Annotated in this window: 15 protein-coding genes; 14 read left to right on the top strand and 1 reads right to left on the bottom strand. The window is 38.9% G+C overall.

Translation table 11 applies throughout. The annotated features are described in order from the left end of the window. Position 1 precedes the first annotated feature (1 nt). The 12 genes from HJC33_RS00880 (at position 2) to HJC33_RS00825 (ending at position 16,008) form a co-directional block, all read left to right on the top strand. Positions 2 to 2,233, top strand: a complete 2,232-nt coding sequence (locus HJC33_RS00880) for a GumC family protein (RefSeq protein WP_171656899.1) — start codon at positions 2 to 4, stop codon at positions 2,231 to 2,233. Continuing rightward, a complete protein-coding gene (locus HJC33_RS00875) occupies positions 2,233 to 3,576 on the top strand; it encodes an oligosaccharide flippase family protein (protein WP_171656898.1) in 1,344 nt (447 codons plus the stop codon). The genes HJC33_RS00880 and HJC33_RS00875 overlap by 1 nt, the downstream gene beginning before the upstream one ends. Next, positions 3,576 to 5,075, top strand: a complete 1,500-nt coding sequence (locus tag HJC33_RS00870; protein ID WP_171656897.1) for an O-antigen ligase family protein — start codon at positions 3,576 to 3,578, stop codon at positions 5,073 to 5,075. The genes HJC33_RS00875 and HJC33_RS00870 overlap by 1 nt, the downstream gene beginning before the upstream one ends. A gap of 130 nt (positions 5,076 to 5,205) precedes the next feature. Then, positions 5,206 to 6,096: a glycosyltransferase family 2 protein gene (locus HJC33_RS00865; RefSeq protein ID WP_171656896.1), complete on the top strand. Its 891-nt coding sequence runs from the start codon at positions 5,206 to 5,208 to the stop codon at positions 6,094 to 6,096. A gap of 15 nt (positions 6,097 to 6,111) precedes the next feature. After that, positions 6,112 to 8,088 (top strand): LruC domain-containing protein, encoded by a 1,977-nt coding sequence (locus tag HJC33_RS00860; RefSeq protein WP_171656895.1) that lies wholly within the window; start codon positions 6,112 to 6,114, stop codon positions 8,086 to 8,088. Positions 8,089 to 8,207: 119 nt separating this feature from the next. Further along, positions 8,208 to 9,557 (top strand): UDP-glucose dehydrogenase family protein, encoded by a 1,350-nt coding sequence (locus tag HJC33_RS00855; RefSeq protein ID WP_171656894.1) that lies wholly within the window; start codon positions 8,208 to 8,210, stop codon positions 9,555 to 9,557. Positions 9,558 to 9,573: 16 nt separating this feature from the next. Further along, positions 9,574 to 10,542, top strand: a complete 969-nt coding sequence (locus HJC33_RS00850) for a UDP-glucuronic acid decarboxylase family protein (protein WP_171656893.1) — start codon at positions 9,574 to 9,576, stop codon at positions 10,540 to 10,542. 10 nt (positions 10,543 to 10,552) lie between these two features. After that, on the top strand, positions 10,553 to 11,758 hold the full coding sequence (locus HJC33_RS00845) for a glycosyltransferase family 2 protein (protein ID WP_216366624.1): 1,206 nt from the start codon (positions 10,553 to 10,555) through the stop codon (positions 11,756 to 11,758). Between the two features lie 9 nt (positions 11,759 to 11,767). Further along, positions 11,768 to 12,931, top strand: coding sequence for a glycosyltransferase family 4 protein (locus HJC33_RS00840; protein WP_216366623.1), 1,164 nt, complete (start codon positions 11,768 to 11,770; stop codon positions 12,929 to 12,931). Next, positions 12,928 to 14,133, top strand: a complete 1,206-nt coding sequence (locus HJC33_RS00835) for a glycosyltransferase (RefSeq protein WP_171656892.1) — start codon at positions 12,928 to 12,930, stop codon at positions 14,131 to 14,133. Before HJC33_RS00840 ends, HJC33_RS00835 begins: the two co-directional genes overlap by 4 nt. A 10-nt stretch (positions 14,134 to 14,143) precedes the next feature. Continuing rightward, on the top strand, positions 14,144 to 14,785 hold the full coding sequence (locus HJC33_RS00830; protein ID WP_171656891.1) for an acyltransferase: 642 nt from the start codon (positions 14,144 to 14,146) through the stop codon (positions 14,783 to 14,785). Between the two features lie 11 nt (positions 14,786 to 14,796). Further along, positions 14,797 to 16,008: a glycosyltransferase family 2 protein gene (locus tag HJC33_RS00825; RefSeq protein ID WP_171656890.1), complete on the top strand. Its 1,212-nt coding sequence runs from the start codon at positions 14,797 to 14,799 to the stop codon at positions 16,006 to 16,008. On the opposite strand, the gene HJC33_RS00820 is transcribed toward HJC33_RS00825, so the two are convergent. Continuing rightward, entirely contained in the window at positions 16,005 to 17,141 is a 1,137-nt protein-coding gene (locus HJC33_RS00820) for a hybrid sensor histidine kinase/response regulator (protein ID WP_171656889.1), read from the bottom strand. The genes HJC33_RS00825 and HJC33_RS00820 overlap by 4 nt on opposite strands. A 122-nt stretch (positions 17,142 to 17,263) precedes the next feature. On the opposite strand from HJC33_RS00820, the gene rfbB reads away from it, so the two are divergent. Further along, a complete protein-coding gene (gene rfbB / locus HJC33_RS00815; protein ID WP_171656888.1) occupies positions 17,264 to 18,307 on the top strand; it encodes a dTDP-glucose 4,6-dehydratase in 1,044 nt (347 codons plus the stop codon). Positions 18,308 to 18,318: 11 nt separating this feature from the next. Next, positions 18,319 to 19,179: a glucose-1-phosphate thymidylyltransferase RfbA gene (gene rfbA / locus HJC33_RS00810; protein ID WP_171656887.1), complete on the top strand. Its 861-nt coding sequence runs from the start codon at positions 18,319 to 18,321 to the stop codon at positions 19,177 to 19,179.

Below are 19,179 nucleotides of genomic sequence, written 5' to 3'. Positions count from 1 at the left end.
AATGAAAAAGTTCAACCTACTTTTTTTTATACGGCTTTTATTAAGGCATGTCACTTTGTTGATCATTGTGCCCATAATATTGGCGTTTTTGGTATTTCAGGCGACAAAGAATGAACCGAAAATTTTCAATTCCAAAGCTAGGGTCTACACAGGTATAGCATCTGGTTCTACCATTGAACTGGACAACACTAAATTAGATTTTCGAGCTACCAATACGGCCTATGATAATTTGCTGAACCTTATTCGGGCAAGAACCACTATTGAGACGGTTGCCCTTAAATTGTTTTCCCAGCACATGTCCTTGGATTCTGCAAATACGAGAATAATTTCACGGGATAAGTTTCAATTGTTGATGCAAGAGGTGCCAGCCGAGGTAAAAGCATTGGTGGTTAAGGGAGATGTTGAAAAAACCTATCAGAAATTCAAAGAACTCAAGGAATCCAATCACACCAATTACATATATCAATTGATCAATTTGGACCATCCAGATTACAGTATTGAAAAAATTGTTGGGAGGATTAAAGTAAAGCGGGTTTTGAGTAGTGATTTCGTGGATATTGAATTTGAAGCTGATGATCCAGGAATTTGTCAAAATACACTTTTGATACTTTCCGAAGTATTCGTAAAACTGAATGCGGATATAAAGGTCAACCAATCAGATGCCGTGGTAAAATACTTTGAGGGGCAATTGAATGAATCCACCAAAGACCTTCGGGATGCGGAAGATGATTTATTGGCATTCAACCAAACTCATAACATTATCAACTATTACGAACAAACAAAACATATAGCTTCAGAAAAGGAACATTTTGAGTTGGAGTATCAGAAAGTATATGTGGCGCATTTTGGTTCCAAAGCGGTTTTGGAGACTTTGGAATCTAAACTAAGCACACATGAATCAAAAAGATTATCCAGTGAACAAGTGGTAAAATTGAGGGATGAACTGGCAGAGGTCAACTATGATATATCCATGAAATCCATGAGTGCTCCAGATCAAGATGGAGTTGAGGAGAATGCTGATGAGATGGTGCAATTATCCAAAAGAGCAAGAGAACTTGAAAATGAACTCACTAAAGAAATAGGAAGAATATACTCCATTGATTACTCCGAAAATAGTTTGGCCGCGACCAAAATATTAGAAGATTGGTTGGCAAATACCATCGAATTTGAAAGTACTAAAGCCCAATTAAGGGTAATGGATCAAAAACGTCTGGAGTTTAAAAAACTCTACCAAGTATTTTCTCCACTAGGTGCTACCATGAAACGCTTGGAAAGGAAGATTGACATTGCGGAACGGGAATATCTAAGCCTTTTGCATAGTCTTGGGTTGGCCAAATTAAAACAACAAAATGTTGAGTTAAAATCCAATCTAAAACTTATTGAAGTCCCATTTTTCCCTATCAGCCCCAAACCAAGTAAACGAATGATACTGGTTTTGGTAGCTGGGTTGGCAGGTTTTATCATGGTAGCTTTCACGATTCTAATTTTAGAATTTCTTGATGGGAACATCAATACAGCACCGCGGGCGGAGGACAAAATTGGTCTCAAAGTATCTTCAATTTTCCCGGTAATAAGTACTAAAAACAAAAAAATTGATTATGCCTATTTGAAGAATAAGGCAGTGAATGCCATTTCTCGAAATATCATACTTAACCAATTCAAAAAAGAGGAAGATGGTATGCCTCAGGTGAATTTGATTTTCTCTACGCAAGAGAATGAGGGTAAAACCTATATCTGCAGACATTTGACTGAAAAGTTTTGCGAGCTTGGATACAAAACGCTTCATATTACTTACGATACGGAAGACTTCTCTCAAGATGGAACATGTTATAAAAAAATTGAATATGCCATTGATGATCAATTGTTCAGGATTTCTGAATTGAGCGAATTTGATGTCAACAATGAGATTGTTGACTATTCCATTTATGATTTTGTGCTGTTGGAAATACCAGGGATTATCAAAAACCCATTCCCTGTAAAATTGGCCTCAGTGGTAGATTATGCATTTCTGGTTACGAGGGCCAATAGAGCTTGGTCAGATGCAGATAAAAACGCATTGACTTTATTTAATGAAGCAACAACCGGCCCTGAGCCAACCATAATCCTGAACGGGGTAAAAATATTGGAGATGGAAACCGTAGTGGGCGATTTGCCAAAGGAACGCTCTTTCATCAGAGGTTGGATCAAAAGAATAGTTCAGTTCAGATTCTTCACCAAAAAATCGGTTGCCTAGTGATAAAAACGTTCAAAAATATAACCAAAGAAAAGAACATTTCGTCCTTGATTTCCAATATGGGCATTGCCGCTTTGGGTTTGATCAGCTTTATGTTGTTGACCCGGCAATTGTCAAAGGAAGATTTTGGTAACTGGGTCCTGTTCATCACATTGAGCACTTTTGTTGATTTGCTTCGGTTTGGCCTTACCCGCACTTCAGTTGTGCGATTATTGGCAGGGGCCGATAAAGAAGGATATAAGAGATTGTTGGGGTCTAGTTATAAGATTAACCTGATTTTACTGACTTTGATTGGGTTAGTGTGCTGGTCTGTTTTTACCATCACTTCTGGATTGGAAATTGAAATGAATTATGGCTACTTGCTTTTCTTTTCCTATTACCCAGTTTTAGCCCTTTTCAATTTAGGTTGGAACAACGCATCAGCACTTTTTCAAGCAGAACAAAACTTTAATAGAATGATGTATGTGAGGTTTTCCAACATTGGTGTTTTTGTGCTGTTCTTGATTTGTAACGGGTTGTATCTCAACTTAGGGTTATTGGAAATAGTTTGGGTCAATCTTGGGGTCAATCTTATTTCAAGTTTATGGTGTTCCATTAAGAAATGGGACGGTTTACTTTTTGTAAAACATGCTGATAGTGCTACAGAGAAAGAGCTCATCAACTTTGGCAAATACTCCATGGGAACTTTAATCGGTTCTAGCCTATTAAAAAGTGCAGATACCCTAATTATTGGATTAAGTCCAGTACTTGGGTCGGCAGGCATTGCCATGTATGCAATTCCATTAAAATTGACAGATTTGATTGGGATTCCTTTGAGAAGCTTCACCATGACCGCTTATCCCAGAATGTCCAAAAAAAGTATTGAAGGAGATAGAGAAGGTGTTCGCAAGACATTTTATGGATATACCGGAGCAATCACATTGCTTTTTGTTCCCATTGCCTTAGGCTGTTTCGTTTTTGCTGAGTATTTGATTCTGTTTTTGGGCGGTGCCGAATACAAAGATTCCTTACCCCTTTTGGTCACAGTTTTTAGAGTGTTTTCAATTTACATGCTCTTTTTGCCTGTGGATAGATTTACAGGGGTGTTACTTGACAGCATCAATAGGCCTAAGCTAAACCTATATAAGGTCATTGCCATGACTGTTGCCAATATTTTGATTGATTTGGTTGCGGTATTTGTATTCGAAAGCCTGGTTGCAGTTGCCATTGGAACCGTCTTTTTTACTTTTTTGGGAATTATCCTTGGATTTTACTTTCTCCGAAAAGAAATCGACCTACAATCCAGAAAAATCTTGCCCGAAGGCATTTTCTTTTTCAAAAACATTAAAACATATATCAGCTGATGAACCCTTTTGAAAGGACATATGGCCCTGATTTGTTGCATAAACCAATACCAATTGCGACACTCCTGTCCGTTGCTATTTTGAGTGCACATTTAACGGCTACAAAAGGACTATTGGCAGGTATGGCATTTATTATTCTACCTATTGCGGTCATTTATCTTGGAGTACTTTTTCTAAAACCAAAATTAGGTTTGTGGACCATTTTTGTGTTGAATTTTTTAATTCTGGGATTAGGTAGATATGTGCCTATGACTTGGGGTTTGCTTATTGATGGGCTACTGTTCTTGATGTATTTGGCATTGTTCTTTAAAGCTTTTAGAATTAAAATTCCGTGGAACAAAGCAAGTTCCCAATTAACAATTTTGGTTACGGTATGGATGGGTTATGCATTGTTTCAGGCAGTAAATCCAGAGGCTGTTAGCTTCGCTGCTTGGTTTTATGCCATGCGTGGACTGGCATTGTACCAATGGATGATAATTCCTTTGCTTTTTATACTGTATGATAAACCAAAAGATTTAAAACTGTTTTTTATCATTTGGGGAATCATGTCTTTTTTGGGTACTCTAAAGGGATGCCAACAATTGTTTTTAGGGCCAGATCCGTTTGAGCAAAGATGGTTGGACAATGGAGGTTCGCTCACCCATGTGCTCTTTGGAAAGCTTAGAATTTTCTCTTTCTATTCAGATGCTGGTCAGTTTGGGGCCTCCCAAGGACATGCAGGAGTTGTTTTTGGAGTATTGGCCTTGTTTGCCAAAAGCAAAAAATTTAGAATCTTTTGTGTCGTAGTTGCATTGGCTGGTCTTTATGGGATGTTGATTTCTGGAACGCGGGGTGCTATTGCGGTGCCGGCAGCAGGAGGAATTATGTTTTTGATACTTCGCAAGAACATCCCAATTCTGGTTGCTGGGGCTATCCTGGGTATAGGGGTCTTCGTGTTTTTCAAGCATACTACCCTAATGAACAACAATGCGCAAATAAGACGCATGCGTACTGCTTTTGATCCAAACGATGCTTCATTACAGGTGCGATTGGCAAATCAAAGAAAACTAAAAACTTATCTGGCGTCTAGGCCTTTTGGGGGTGGAATAGGTGCTACAGGGAATTGGGGACAACGATTTTCCCCCCATACTTTTTTGGCAAATACGGCCACTGATAGTTGGTTTGTTGCTATATGGGCAGATACAGGTATTGTTGGTCTTTATCTGCACCTGTTTATTCTCTTTTTTGTTTTGGTCACAGGAGCATACAATGTCATGTTCAAAATAAGGGATGGTTGGCTTCGGGGACAGATGGCCGCATTGGTTTGCGGCATGTTCGGTATTATGGGGGCTTCCTACGGGAATGGCGTTTTTGGACAATTTCCGACTTGCATATTGATGTACACCGGTATGGTTTTTATGTTCATCGCACCCAGAATGGATAGGGAACTCAGAAGAAGAGAAGGACGTCTTCATCCTGATGAACTACGGGAAACTAATGAAAATGCAATGAAATTTTAAACGAAAGAAAAAGTCCACTGATAAATGGTAACCAACCATTCATCGATAACCATCTCATCCATGAAATCTAATTAAAGAGATTTGAAGGAGAAAGGTGGGGAAGAACTTAAAATCCTAAAAAAAACAAAACATGGGTCAGCCTCTCGTTTCAATAATTACGATAAACTATAACGAAAGTAAAGTCACATTGGATATGCTGGCTTCACTTCGACATTTAACGTATGGCAATTACGAAGTGATTGTTGTGGACAATGCATCTCCAGATGATAATCCAGATGTCATAAAAGAGAATTTTCCAGAAGTTATACTTATTAAAAGCAATGAAAATTTAGGCTTTGCAGGGGGTAATAATCTCGGGACAAAAGAGGCCAAGGGAGAATTTCTATTGTTTGTGAATAACGATACGGAGCTTCCGCCCAATTTTATTGAACCTCTTGTGGGAACCTTGCAGAAAGATGAAACCATCGGAATGGTGAGTCCTAAAATCAAATTTCATTGGGACTCCTCTTTGATTCAATATGCGGGATATACGCCCATGAATCATTGGACCATCCGAAACAACAGTATTGGATACCATCAAAAGGATGATGGACGATTTGACAAAGAAGGTGAAACTGAATCCATCCATGGAGCAGCAATGATGGTGCCCAGAAGAGTAGTAGATGAGGTTGGCATGATGACGGAAGTTTATTTTTTGTATTACGAGGAGCACGATTGGGCAGAAATGATCAAAAGGGCGGGTTACAAGATTTACTATCAGCCAAAATCATACATTTTGCACAAAGAATCCCTTTCAACCGGAAAAGTAAGTCCGTTGAAGACGTATTATATATCTCGGAACAGAATTGTTTTTGCAAGACGAAACTTTAAGCCTGAACAACTTTTTGTTAGTCTGCTCTTCCAAGTTTTTGTTTCCATCCCCAAAAACAGTTTAAAATACTTGTTCAAGAAACAGTACAAACACTTAAAAGCACTTTGGCAGGCACTATTATGGAATGTGACACATTACAAACTTGTTTAATTAAATCTAGGTATTATGAAAACCATTAACCTGCCGATAATTCTCGTGTTTCTAATGCTCCTAATGGGATGCGTTAGTGAGAGTGATTTAGATGCTCCTAATATAGAAGATGTCTCTGATGCTACAGATGACGATACTGATAACGATGATAATTCAGTTTTGGCGAGCTTTGATGTTCCTGATGATTTCAGCTATAACACCTCCAAAAACCTTAACATCTCCTTGAGAGCACCTGATTTTCTGAAAAATGCTGTGTTTGACTTATACGCGAAAGTGGCCGATGAAGATAGTGTAGCCATCGGGAGAGGTACTTTTGATGATAACGGGCTATTTGAGCGTGAATTCACGGCATCTTCATTGGTAGATAGTGTGTTGATTTTCACGGATTATATTGGTTTAACAGATAACATCAGGCTACCTGTGGAAAACAATGCCATAAATTTTGACTATCGACCATTATATGAAAGAGATGGTGGAAGCGGAAAGGGCTATAAGAAGAAACCCGAAAGAAAAGGTTTTTCAATGACTGCAAAAGCTGATTATACCTATATTGATACCTATGATTCCAATGGGGTTCCTGAAAACCTTGCTTTTCCAGATGTCATTCAACAAAACCTACTGGATGATGTGAATGCATCTTTACCAGAAGGTTATAATGGAGGTATACCAGTTACACATCCTGAATATCTCGCAGATACCGAAACAAATATTATCCTTACACAAGAAGCAGACGTTTGGGTCACTTTTGTGTCTGAAGGAGCTGGGTATAGAAATGTATTGGGGTATTATTCGTATCCCATTGGCGAAGAACCTGAAAGTGTAGACGATATTGTGGAACATAAAGTGGTCTTTCCCAATGTTTCAATGTCTGGTTCAGGTGGTGGTTTAATACCTGGAGACCGTGTTTATTTGGGAAGGTTTCCTGCCAACACGGTAATCTCGTGGTTTTTGGCCTCGAACGGATGGAATGGTTCAAGCGTAAGTGATGGTAAAGGCTTGTATTATTCAAATTCAGATTTTAATCCAGAATCTACTGAGGCGAACCGAAGACATATGGTGTTGCTAAATGATGAAGCTAGAGAACTTAATATTTTAGGTTTTGAAGATCTTTTCCGTGATGGAGGTTCTGATGATGATTTTAATGATGCTGTCTTCTATGCCAAGGCTAATCCGCCAGAAGCAATTCAAGTTGGCAATTTGGCCAAAATTACAGCCTCCAACGATTCAGATGGAGATGGAATTAATGATGAATTGGATGATTTTCCATTTGATGTGAATAAAGCATTCAACAATTTTGGATCTTCAGCAAATTCTTCTGGAAAACTGGTGTATGAAGATTTATGGCCAAGCCAGGGAGATTATGATTTCAATGATTTGGTAATCGATTACTCGTTCAACCTAATTGCCAATTCAGACAATTTAATAACTGCCATCGACGGAGAGTTTACTGTAGAGCATATTGGAGCATCTTTTCATAATGGATTTGCTTTTGTTTTGCCCATTGACCCAAGTTTGGTTGAAAGTATTGAAGGGCAGCTGTTGAATGGTGATTATGAAGATGTGGCTTCCAACGGTGTTGAGAATGGAACCCTGTCTGATGAATCCGTTATTATCGTTGCTGGGGATACTTTTGGGATGACCGGGGAAACTGTATCGATTTCCATAGAATTTAATACGGCAATAGTAGCAGAAACGTTGGGAGCAGTACCTTTTAATGCTTTTTTGATTGCCAATGCAGATAGACAAAGAGAGGTGCATCTTCCAGATTTTGCACCAACAAGTAAAGCAAGTTATCTGGGAACATCAGATGATTACAGCGATGGGAATATGGGCAGGTATTACAAATCAAGCGAAAATTTACCATGGGCACTGAACATCTATGGGGATTTTGTAGCTCCGCCGGAAAGTGTGCCTATTTCACTGCAATATCCACGATTTGTAAACTGGGCAAATTCTGGGGGAACTCAAGACCGGGATTGGTATGTAAGATAAGCTCTTGCATCTAGTAAAAAAGGGCTCTTACAACGTAAATGTCCTTTTTTACAACATAATTTTCTATTTCACATTAATAGAGTTAATATTTACAAATATATTAAGTAAAAACCTACAAAATGAAAATAGCCGTCATTGGAACGGGTTACGTGGGACTAGTAACCGGAACTTGTTTTGCAGAAACTGGAGTTAACGTTGTCTGCGTGGACATTGATAAAAGAAAAGTGGAAATGCTTCGCAATGGTGAAGTTCCAATTTATGAACCTGGTTTGGATACACTTCTGGAGCGCAATATTGAAAAGGGGAGGATTTCCTTCACTACCAGCCTCCAAAAGGGAATTACAGATGCAGATGCCGTATTTATAGCAGTGGGCACCCCGCCAGACGAAGATGGTAGTGCAGATCTTAAATATGTTTTGGGTGTTGCCAAGGAAATAGGTCAGCACATGGAAAATTACAAAGTAATCATTACTAAAAGTACTGTTCCGGTAGGGACTTCTTACAAGGTTAAATCCGCTGTACAGGAAGAGCTGGATAAGAGAGGGCAAAACATTGACTTTGATGTGGCGTCAAACCCTGAATTTTTAAAGGAAGGTAGTGCTGTTGATGATTTCCTGAAGCCAGACCGTATAGTTGTAGGTATTGAAAGTAAACGTGCCGAGAAAGTGATGCGCCGTCTATACAAACCATTTCTAATGAATGGCCACCCATTGTTGTTTATGGACATATTCTCTTCAGAAATGACCAAGTACGCAGCGAATTCAATGCTGGCTACCAAAATCAGTTTTATGAATGACATTGCCAACCTGTGCGAATTGGTTGGAGCCAATGTTGATTTAGTAAGAAAAGGAATTGGCTCCGATACCCGAATCGGTAATAAATTCATTTATCCGGGTACCGGCTATGGAGGTAGTTGTTTTCCAAAAGATGTACAGGCTTTGGTGCGTACTGCTGATGAGTATGGACACTCTTTGGAAGTGCTAAAAGCTGTTGAAGCAGTGAATTACCGCCAAAAAACAACATTGGTTGAGAAAATTAAAGGTCATTTTGGCGAAGACCTAAAAGGAAAACAATTTGGAATGTGGGGCTTGGCTTTTAAGCCTAAGACCGATGATATGCGAGAAGCACCATCGTTGGTGATAATAGAACAATTGACTGCTTTGGGAGCAAAAGTTAGAGCATATGATCCTGTGGCCATGCATGAGGCCAAGCGCATTTTGGGAGACAAAATTGAATATGCACAAGATGAGTATGATGCTTGTATTGATGCAGATGCCCTTGTCGTGGTTACCGAATGGCCAGAATTTAGAATGCCAAACTATAGAATCCTTGAGAAACTGATGAATGAGAAAACCATTTTTGATGGAAGAAATATTTATGATCCAGAAGAGATGGAAGATGAAGGATTCAATTATTACAGTATTGGGCGAAAAGTGATTAAAAATACTGAAAAGGTGGCGATGGCCTAATCTTAAATCAATAACAATGAAACGAATCTTAGTTACTGGTGGTGCTGGCTTTGTTGGCTCACATTTATGCGAACGATTATTGAATGAAGGCAATGAAGTCATTTGTCTGGACAATTACTTTACTGGAAGAAAAAGTAAGATTATCGACCTTTTGGATAATCCTTATTTTGAACTTATCCGTCATGATGTAACCCATCCTTTTTTTATAGAGGTGGATGAAATATACAACTTGGCATGTCCTGCTTCCCCTATTCATTACCAATATAATCCCATAAAAACAGTAAAAACCTCTGTAATGGGAGCCATAAATATGTTGGGTTTGGCAAAAAGAGTGAAGGCAAAAATCCTTCAAGCATCAACAAGTGAGGTGTATGGAGATCCTGAGGTTCACCCGCAACGCGAAGATTACTGGGGCCATGTAAACCCCATTGGTATTCGTTCTTGTTATGATGAAGGAAAACGATGTGCTGAAACTTTGTTTGTCAACTATCATAATTCAAATGATGTTTTGGTAAAAATTATCCGAATTTTCAACACCTACGGTCCTAAAATGGAGCCAGATGATGGCAGGGTGGTGTCAAACTTCATTATGCAGGCATTGCAGGGTAAGGATATCACGGTTTATGGAGATGGTACGCAGACCAGAAGTTTTCAATATGTAAGCGATTTGGTGGAGGGAATGATTCGGATGATGGATACAGAAGATGAATTCATTGGCCCTATCAATATTGGAAACCCTAACGAGTTTACCATGTTGGAGCTTGCTGAAAATATTATCGATTTAACCGGGACAAGTTCAAAAATCATACATATGCCATTGCCGTCTGACGACCCTTTGCAAAGACAGCCGGATATTTCACTGGCCAAGGAAAAATTACATGGTTGGGAACCTACTGTTGAGCTGCGTGAAGGACTGCAAAAAACCATTGAATATTTTGATGGACTTCTTAAAGATAAGTCAATAAAAGAATTGATCAATTCTTAAAAATCTGGTTATGATGGAAACATTGCAAATTTTGGTAAATGTTCTAGAAGCTGTATTGGTAGCTTACTTCGGATTTGCCGCTTTTTATGTTTTCATTTTTTCTTTGGCAGGATTGTTCAAGGCTAAACAAAAGAGTTCCATTCAAACTGAAAAGCGAAAGTTTGCAGTTTTGATTCCGGGCTATAAAGAAGACAATGTTATAGTACATGTTGCCCAAAAAGCATTGGAGCAGAGCTATCCCAAAGATTTATTTGATGTAGTTGTTATTGCGGATTCATTTCAAGAAACAACACTTGATAAATTAAACAAGCTTCCCATAAAACTGGTTGAGGTTTCTTTTGAGAAAAGTACGAAGTCAAAAGCCTTGAACAGAGCCATGGCGGTAATTGGGGATGATTATGATGTTGCTTTGGTTTTGGACGCAGATAACATCATGGCATTTAACTTTGTTGAAAAGCTCAATGAAGCTTTCAATAAGGGATACAAAGTGGTTCAAGGGCATCGCATTGCTAAAAATACCAATACCCCTATGGCCATTTTAGATGCCATAAGTGAAGAAGTCAACAATCACATTTTTAGAAAAGGACATCGTGTTTTAGGACTTTCCTCTGCACTCATTGGTTCAGGGATGGCTTTTGATTACCACTTTTTCAAATCAACAATGGTGGAAGTCAATGCTGTTGGGGGTTTTGACAAAGAATTGGAGTTGAAATTACTTCGGGATAAAAATACCATTGAGTACTTGCACAATGCATTGGTTTTGGATGAAAAAGTTCAAAACACTGAAGTCTTCGCCAATCAACGAAAACGATGGCTATCTGCACAATTCGTGTATTTCAGACGTTTTGTGGTTTCTGGTCTGCGACAATTGTTTCTTAACGGTAATGTGGATTTTGCCGATAAGGTCTATCAAATGATTGCTCCGCCGCGGGTATTGTTATTGGGTTTGGTCGTATTGTTTTCACTAGGCTATTTCCTTGCTGATTTTTTTATGGAGAATTGGTTACTGGTCCAGCCTTGGGCATGGTATGTAACCGCCACATTGACTCTGGTGTCCTTTGCAATGGCAGTTCCCAGAAAATTCTACAACATTCAAACGATCAAGGCATTTCTTACCCTTCCAAAAGCATTTGCCATAATGTTCTTGTCCCTATTTAAACTTAAGGGGGCCAACAAAAAATTTATCCATACCCAACACGGTACGGTCAACAGTTAAAGCTTACAGATGAGAATCGGAATTGAAGCACAACGACTTTTTAGAAAAAAGAAGCACGGGATGGACATGGTGGTTTTGGAACTCATCAAAAACCTTCAAAAAATTGATGCCAAAAACGAATATGTCATTTTTGTCAAACCAGATGTTGACAGTACATGTTTGCCCAAGGCACCCAACTTCAAAGTAGTAGAGTTGCGTTCTAAATTGGGTTATCCAGGTTGGGAGCAGATAGCATTGCCCAAAGCAGCTTTGGCAGAAGGTTGTGATGTATTGCACTGTACCAGTAACACCGGCCCCTTATTCTGTAAAGTTCCTTTGATTACCACCTTGCATGATATTATTTATCTGGAAAGCATTAGTATTTTGAACAAGGCGGGAACTTGGTATCAAAAATTGGGCAATATGTACCGAAGGTACTTTGTGCCACCGGTCATTAAAAAAAGTAAAAAGGTCATCACTGTTTCCAACTATGAAAAGGCCAGAATAGCAAAATTCTTCGGATTTAAGGATAACCGCTTAACGGCAATCTATAATGGAGTTGGAGAGCACTTTAAAAAGTTGGTCGACGGAGATGAACTCCAAAACATCAAACAAGAATTTAATTTACCTGATAAGTACTTCTTCTTTCTGGGGAACACAGACCCAAAAAAAAATACAATAGGTGTTTTAAAAGCCTTCTCCAATTTCAATAAAGTGTATCCCAACAAATACAGTTTGGTGATGTTGGACTATGCTGAAGCCGAACTGAAAAGATTATTACAAGAAATAGAAGACGTTGAACTTCGAAAGTTGATACATCTAACAGGTTATGTGCCCAACCAAAAACTACCGGCCATCATCAACTTGTGCGAGATCTTTCTGTATCCATCATTACGTGAAAGTTTTGGCATTCCAATTTTGGAGGGAATGGCCTGTGGGGTACCGGTGATCACCTCAAATACTTCATCGATGCCCGAAGTGGCAGGGGATGAGGCCGCAATGATTGTTGACCCATTCAACCCTACCGAAATCTCAAATGCCATGCAGACCCTTGTTGAGGACAAGATGCTGGCCAAGGTGCTTGCCGAGAAAGGGATAGAACGCGCAAAAAATTTCTCATGGAAAGCCATGGCGCATAACGTACTTGAACTTTATGAAAATGTTTATACGGAATTAAACAATGCTTCATCATGATCAAGGATAGGGATATAATTGTAATGGGCATTCAGGCTTGGGATATTGAGATTGGGAGCAATTGTAAGAACATTGCCGTTGAAATGGCCAAAAACAACAGGGTTCTCTATGTGAACCCACCCATGGATAGAATCAGCCGTTATCGGGAGAAGAATTCGGAAAAAATCAAAAAACGACTTCGAGTAAAAAAAGGGTTGGATGCCGATTTGGTTCAGTTAGAGGATTCGTTGTGGAATCTTTATCCAAAAACAATTACCGAATCAATCAACTTTTTGAAGAACAAATCCCTCTTTGATTTTTTCAATAAAATCAATGCCAAGCGATTTACAAACGATATACAATCTGCCATTGAACGTCTGGAATTTAAAGACTATATCATTTTCAATGATAGTTCAATGTTTTTGGGACAGCATATCAAGCAATTGTTACAACCGTCATTCTATGTGTATTACATGCGGGATTATCTCACCAAGAATCCCTATTGGAGAAAAAATGGAGTGCGACTGGAGCCAAAACTCATTGAAACTGCAGATTGCGTCGTGAACAATTCAACATTGTATACTGAGTATGGCCGCCAGTACACTGAGCATTCCTATATGGTGGGGCAAGGATGCGATACCACTCTTTTTAATGACAGTCTAAGAGCCATAAAGGTGCCAAAAGATTTAGAAAATATACCAGGTCCCATAATTGGGTATGTGGGATTTTTGACGAGTCGCAGATTAAGCATTGATATTTTGGTCAAGGTAGCAAAAGCCCGCCCAAAGTGGAGTATTGTTTTGGTGGGGCCAGAAGATGACAATTTCAAGGAATCCGAGCTTCATAATATGTCCAATGTGCATTTTTTGGGAAGCCGTGATGCATCAGAATTGCCCAATTATATCAAGGGATTTGATGTAGCCATTAATCCACAACTGATCAATGATGCCACCATGGGCAACTACCCCAGAAAAATTGATGAATACCTGGCTATGGGGAAACCAACGGTAGCTTCGGCCACCAAGGCAATGGAATATTTTAAGGACTATACGTATTTGGGTGAAACCGCAGAGGATTATGTGGCATTGATTGAAAAAGCACTCGAGGAAAATTCAAAAGAACTAGAAGAAAAGCGTCGCTTTTTTGGACTGTCACACAGTTGGGAAAACAATGTGAATGAAATCTATAACTGCATTTTAAAAGTAAAAAAGGCTTCGGCTTAAATGGTTTTTTATGGGAATCGTATCAAAAATAAAGTCAAATCCGAAGCTAAAACAACTGGCAATTAGATTGATTGCACCTCAAAGAAATCCAAGACCAAGACTTTGGGTGCGGTGGTTTTTGAATCCCTTGAAACACAAAAGGGGAAAAGGATCTACCATACGACGTAATAGCCGTATTGATGTTTTTCCATGGAAACGATTTGAAATAGGAGAACTGACCACTATTGAAAGCTTTTGCACTGTAAACAATGGTTCTGGAGATATAATCTTGGGAGATAGGGTGCGTGTGGGCATTGGGAGTGTGATTATTGGCCCGGTGAAGATGGGAGATGGTTCAGGACTTGGCCAACATGTTTTCGTGTCTGGTTTCAACCACGGCTATGCAGATGGAGGAAAAAATTCCAGTGAACAAGCCTTGGATATTCGACCCACCATTATTGAAGAAGAAGCACATATTGGTGCAAATTCGGTGGTTTTGGCTGGTGTTACTATTGGTAAACGATGTCAAATAGGTGCTGGCAGTGTGGTTACCAAGGATATTCCCCCATTTTCGGTGGCCGTTGGCAATCCAGCCAAAGTCATTAAAAGATTTAACCACAATACAGGTGAATGGGAACGGGTGGTTGACAAAAAAGCGCAAATGGCACACTAAAAAACTAGATTATGAAGGCATTGGAAATTATTTTTTGGATAGCACTTTTTATTATTTTCTATTCGTATTTGGGCTACGGTATGCTATTGTTTGTCATTATCAAAATAAGGAGAATCTTTGGTATTGGGAATAAATCTGTAATAGATGAAGCCTATGAGCCCGAAGTAACTCTTTTTGTAGCAGCGTATAATGAAAAAGATTATCTGGAAGAAAAAGTGTCCAATTCCAGAAGCCTCAATTATCCGGAGGAAAAAGTGACCCAACTTTGGGTAACTGATGGTTCTGATGACGGAACACCAGAATTGCTCAAAAAACACAAAGATGTTATCGTTCATCATGAAGCTGCTAGAAATGGCAAAATTGCAGCCATGAATCGGGGGATGCAGTTCGTTAAAACACCAATAGTTATTTTTTCTGATGGAAATACGAGCTTAGGTAAAGAATCAATACGGGAAATAGTGCGCTTGTTCAGTAATCCGAAAGTGGGCTGCGTTTCTGGGGAAAAAAGAATTTATTCCAAAGAAGCAGATACTGCCGCCGGTGCCGGTGAGGGCATGTATTGGAGATATGAATCCCAATTGAAAAAATGGGATGCAGAACTGTATTCTGTTGTTGGAGCTGCTGGTGAGCTTTTTGCCATCAGAACCGAGCTTTGGCAAGAGGTGGAAAAAGATACGTTGTTGGATGATTTTATGATTTCATTGCGTACAGCCATGAAAGGTTTTACGATTCAATATAACCCTGAAGCATATGCCATAGAAAATGCCTCGGCAAATGTAAAAGAAGAGTTGAAACGAAAAATTAGAATATCCGCAGGAGGTATACAATCTGTGGTGCGGTTGGCCCCATTATTGAACCCTTTTAAATATGGGGTGTTGTCTTTTCAATATATTTCGCATCGTGTGCTTCGTTGGACGTTGACCCCTTTATTGTTGTTATTGATCATTCCGATGAATTTTGGTTTGGCGCTTAACGAAGGACTTTGGAGTTTTGGAATTTACAATCTATTGTTGTGGGGACAGATTATGTTCTATTTAGCAGCGCTTTTAGGTTGGTTTCTTGAAAATAGGCAGATTAGACTCAAATTACTTTTCATTCCCTACTATTTCTTTATCATGAACCTATCTGTTTATCTTGGCTTTGCTAGATATTTAAAAGGAAACCAAAGCGTAAATTGGGAACGTGCCAAAAGGGGAGGTGAAACAAAAGAAGCTTTTGTTTAGGCAGGTTCTTTTTGAGCAATGGCCAAATCAAAATAAAAAGTTGTGCCTTTACCAACGGTACTGTCAACTTTAAGTTCACCACCATTTTTACGAACAAAGTCTTGACAAAGAATCAATCCAAGGCCAGTACCTGGTTCATTTTCAGTACCTAATTTGCTGAAATGCAAGTCGGGATTTAGGATTTTTGGAATGTCTTCTTTTGGAATACCTTGACCATTATCTTGAACTTCAACGAAATGTCTATCGTCTTTAATTACGGCATTGACCACTATTTGACCATCTGATGGCGTAAATTTTATAGCGTTCGAAATTAAATTTCTAAATACTGTCATGGTAGTATTTAGATCGGCATGGGCGAATGCGTCAGCGGGAACGTTATTAATGAGTGTAATGCCTTTTCTTTCACTGGCGATACTCAAAAGTCTAAAAACTTGCTCCACAATTTGGTTCAATTCAAGTATTTCTGGTATTACTTCCACCTGATTGCTTCCAGATTTTCCCCAAGCCATTAAGTTTTGAAGTAGGTTCAAGGATTCGTCCATCGTTGTAAGCAATTCAAGAACCGTTTCATCTTTGAAATTATCCGCCGCAGGGTCTATAATCCCTCTTCGTATAAAATCCATTTTAAGTTTTGCTGCGCTTAATGGCGAACGCAGGTCGTGTCCTATTATGGAGAAAATACGGTTTTTAAGAGCATTGGACTGCTGGAGTTTTTTTGCCTGAGTCTCAATTTTGGCTTTTGCCATTTTAAGGTTACAGTGTGTTTTAACCCTTGCAATCAATTCATGTTCATTAAAAGGTTTGGTAATGTAATCCACACCACCGGCTTCAAATCCTTTTACCTTGTCATCAATGTTTGTTTTTCCAGTAATAAAAATGACCGGAATATCTTGATATTGGGGAAACTCTTTGAGTTCTCTACATAAATCGAATCCATTTTTTTTAGGCATAACAACATCCATTAGGATGATGTCAGGTGCAAGGGATTCCAAAGCTTCTAAAAAATCGGATATGGTATTGACCCCCTTATAGGCTAAACCCTGACGCTCTAAAAAATACTTCATGAGTTCAATGTTCAATAGCTCATCATCAATGGCAAGAACATATGGCTTTTCCTCAAATTGTTGATTCATAAGGGTCAATATTTAAATAGAGGGAAAATACCTACAAAATATAGGCTTTCACAACATAAATTTAAACAAAAAAATACGTAAGTATATATTTACAATAATAGTAATACTAAGATTAAACAAGCATGGATCATGTTTTAATAACCGGCGGGGCTGGATTTATTGGATCAAATTTCATACCCTACTTCCTTGATCAGAATCCAGATATTCATTTGGTCAATTTAGACGCACTAACATACGCTGGTAATTTGGATAATTTAAGTGAAGTTGGAGGTCATGAAAACTACACATTTATTAAAGGAGATATCTGTAATAGAGCTTTGATTGAGGATGTATTTGAAAAGTACGATATCAAAGGTGTGATACATTTCGCGGCGGAATCTCATGTTGATAATTCAATCACAAATCCAGATGCATTTATGCAGACCAATATTATTGGCACATTCAATTTAATTGATGTGTCCAAGAAGCGATGGATGGTTGGTCCTGATATTTATAAAGAGGCTTATAAAAACTCACGTTTTCACCATGTTTCCACCGATGAGGTTTATGGAACTTTAGGTAACGAAGGATTGTTCATGGAGACCACTCCCTACGCACCCAATAGTCCATATAGTGCTTCAAAGGCTTCTTCAGATTTTATTATAAGAAGCTACCACCATACCTATGGTATGAACGTGGTCACAACCAATTGCTCTAACAACTACGGACCCAAACAGCATGATGAAAAACTAATTCCTACCATCATAAGAAAAGCATTGAGCGGAACGCATATTCCCATTTATGGCAATGGCACAAACATAAGGGACTGGTTGTATGTCTTGGACCACTGTAAGGGTATTGCCTTGGCATATGATACAGGGGTTTCTGGTGAGACCTACAACATTGGCGGTAAGAATGAACGCAATAATCTATACATCGCCAATAAAGTTTGCGAACTCTTGGATAAAAAGTTTCCGAAAGAAAATGGAAGTTCATACAAAGAGCAAATCACTTTTGTGAAAGATCGTGCTGGACATGATTTTAGATATGCCATTGATGCTTCTAAAATTGAACAGGATTTAGGCTGGAAAGCAGATGAAAACTTTGAAACCGGGATAGATAAAACCATTGATTGGTACTTGGCCAAATTCAAGGAAAAAATGAACTCAAGTATCGCTAAAAATTAAAAAACCTAGTCATGAAAGGAATTATTTTGGCCGGCGGGTCTGGGACCAGATTGCACCCTTTGACCTTGTCCGTAAGTAAGCAGCTTATGCCTGTTTATGACAAGCCCATGATTTATTATCCATTATCCACACTTTTAGAATCTGGGATTTGGGAAATTTTGATCATTTCAACCCCTCACGATTTACCTTTGTTTCAAAAATTGTTGGGTGATGGCCGAAAATATGGATGTCGATTTGAATATGCGGTCCAAGAGCATCCCAACGGATTGGCGGAGGCTTTTATCATTGGAGAAGAATTTATTGGGGATGATAAAGTGGCTTTAATTCTTGGCGACAATATTTTCTATGGTTCTGGTTTGGACGTATTGTTGCAGTCCAACAATGACCCAGATGGTGGCATTATTTATGCCTATCATGTTACAGACCCTGAACGTTATGGGGTGGTTGAATTTGATGAAGACGGCAAGGTCATCTCCATAGAGGAGAAACCAAAGCAACCAAAATCAAACTATGCAGTTCCAGGGATTTATTTTTATGATAATGATGTGGTAGAAATAGCGAAAAACATTCAGCCCAGCGCCCGTGGGGAATTGGAAATAACAGATATAAATCGCGAGTATTTAGAAAGAGGTAAGCTGAAAGTCAGTATTATGGACCAAGGTACCGCTTGGTTGGATACAGGTACCTTTAATTCATTGATGCAGGCAGCACAATTTGTACAAGTGATTGAGGAACGTCAAGGTCTAAAAATAGGTGCTATTGAAGCTTCGGCCTATAAAATGGGGTATATTACCAAAAATCAATTCAAAAAAGTAAGCGAGCCATACCTGAAGAGTGGGTATAGCAAGGCAATGCTCAAAGCCATTTCTTAA

The sequence above is a fragment of the Flagellimonas amphidinii genome, from assembly GCF_013090115.1.
Classification (GTDB): Bacteria; Bacteroidota; Bacteroidia; order Flavobacteriales; family Flavobacteriaceae; genus Flagellimonas; species Flagellimonas amphidinii.
This window is presented reverse-complemented; position numbering and strand designations above follow the sequence as displayed.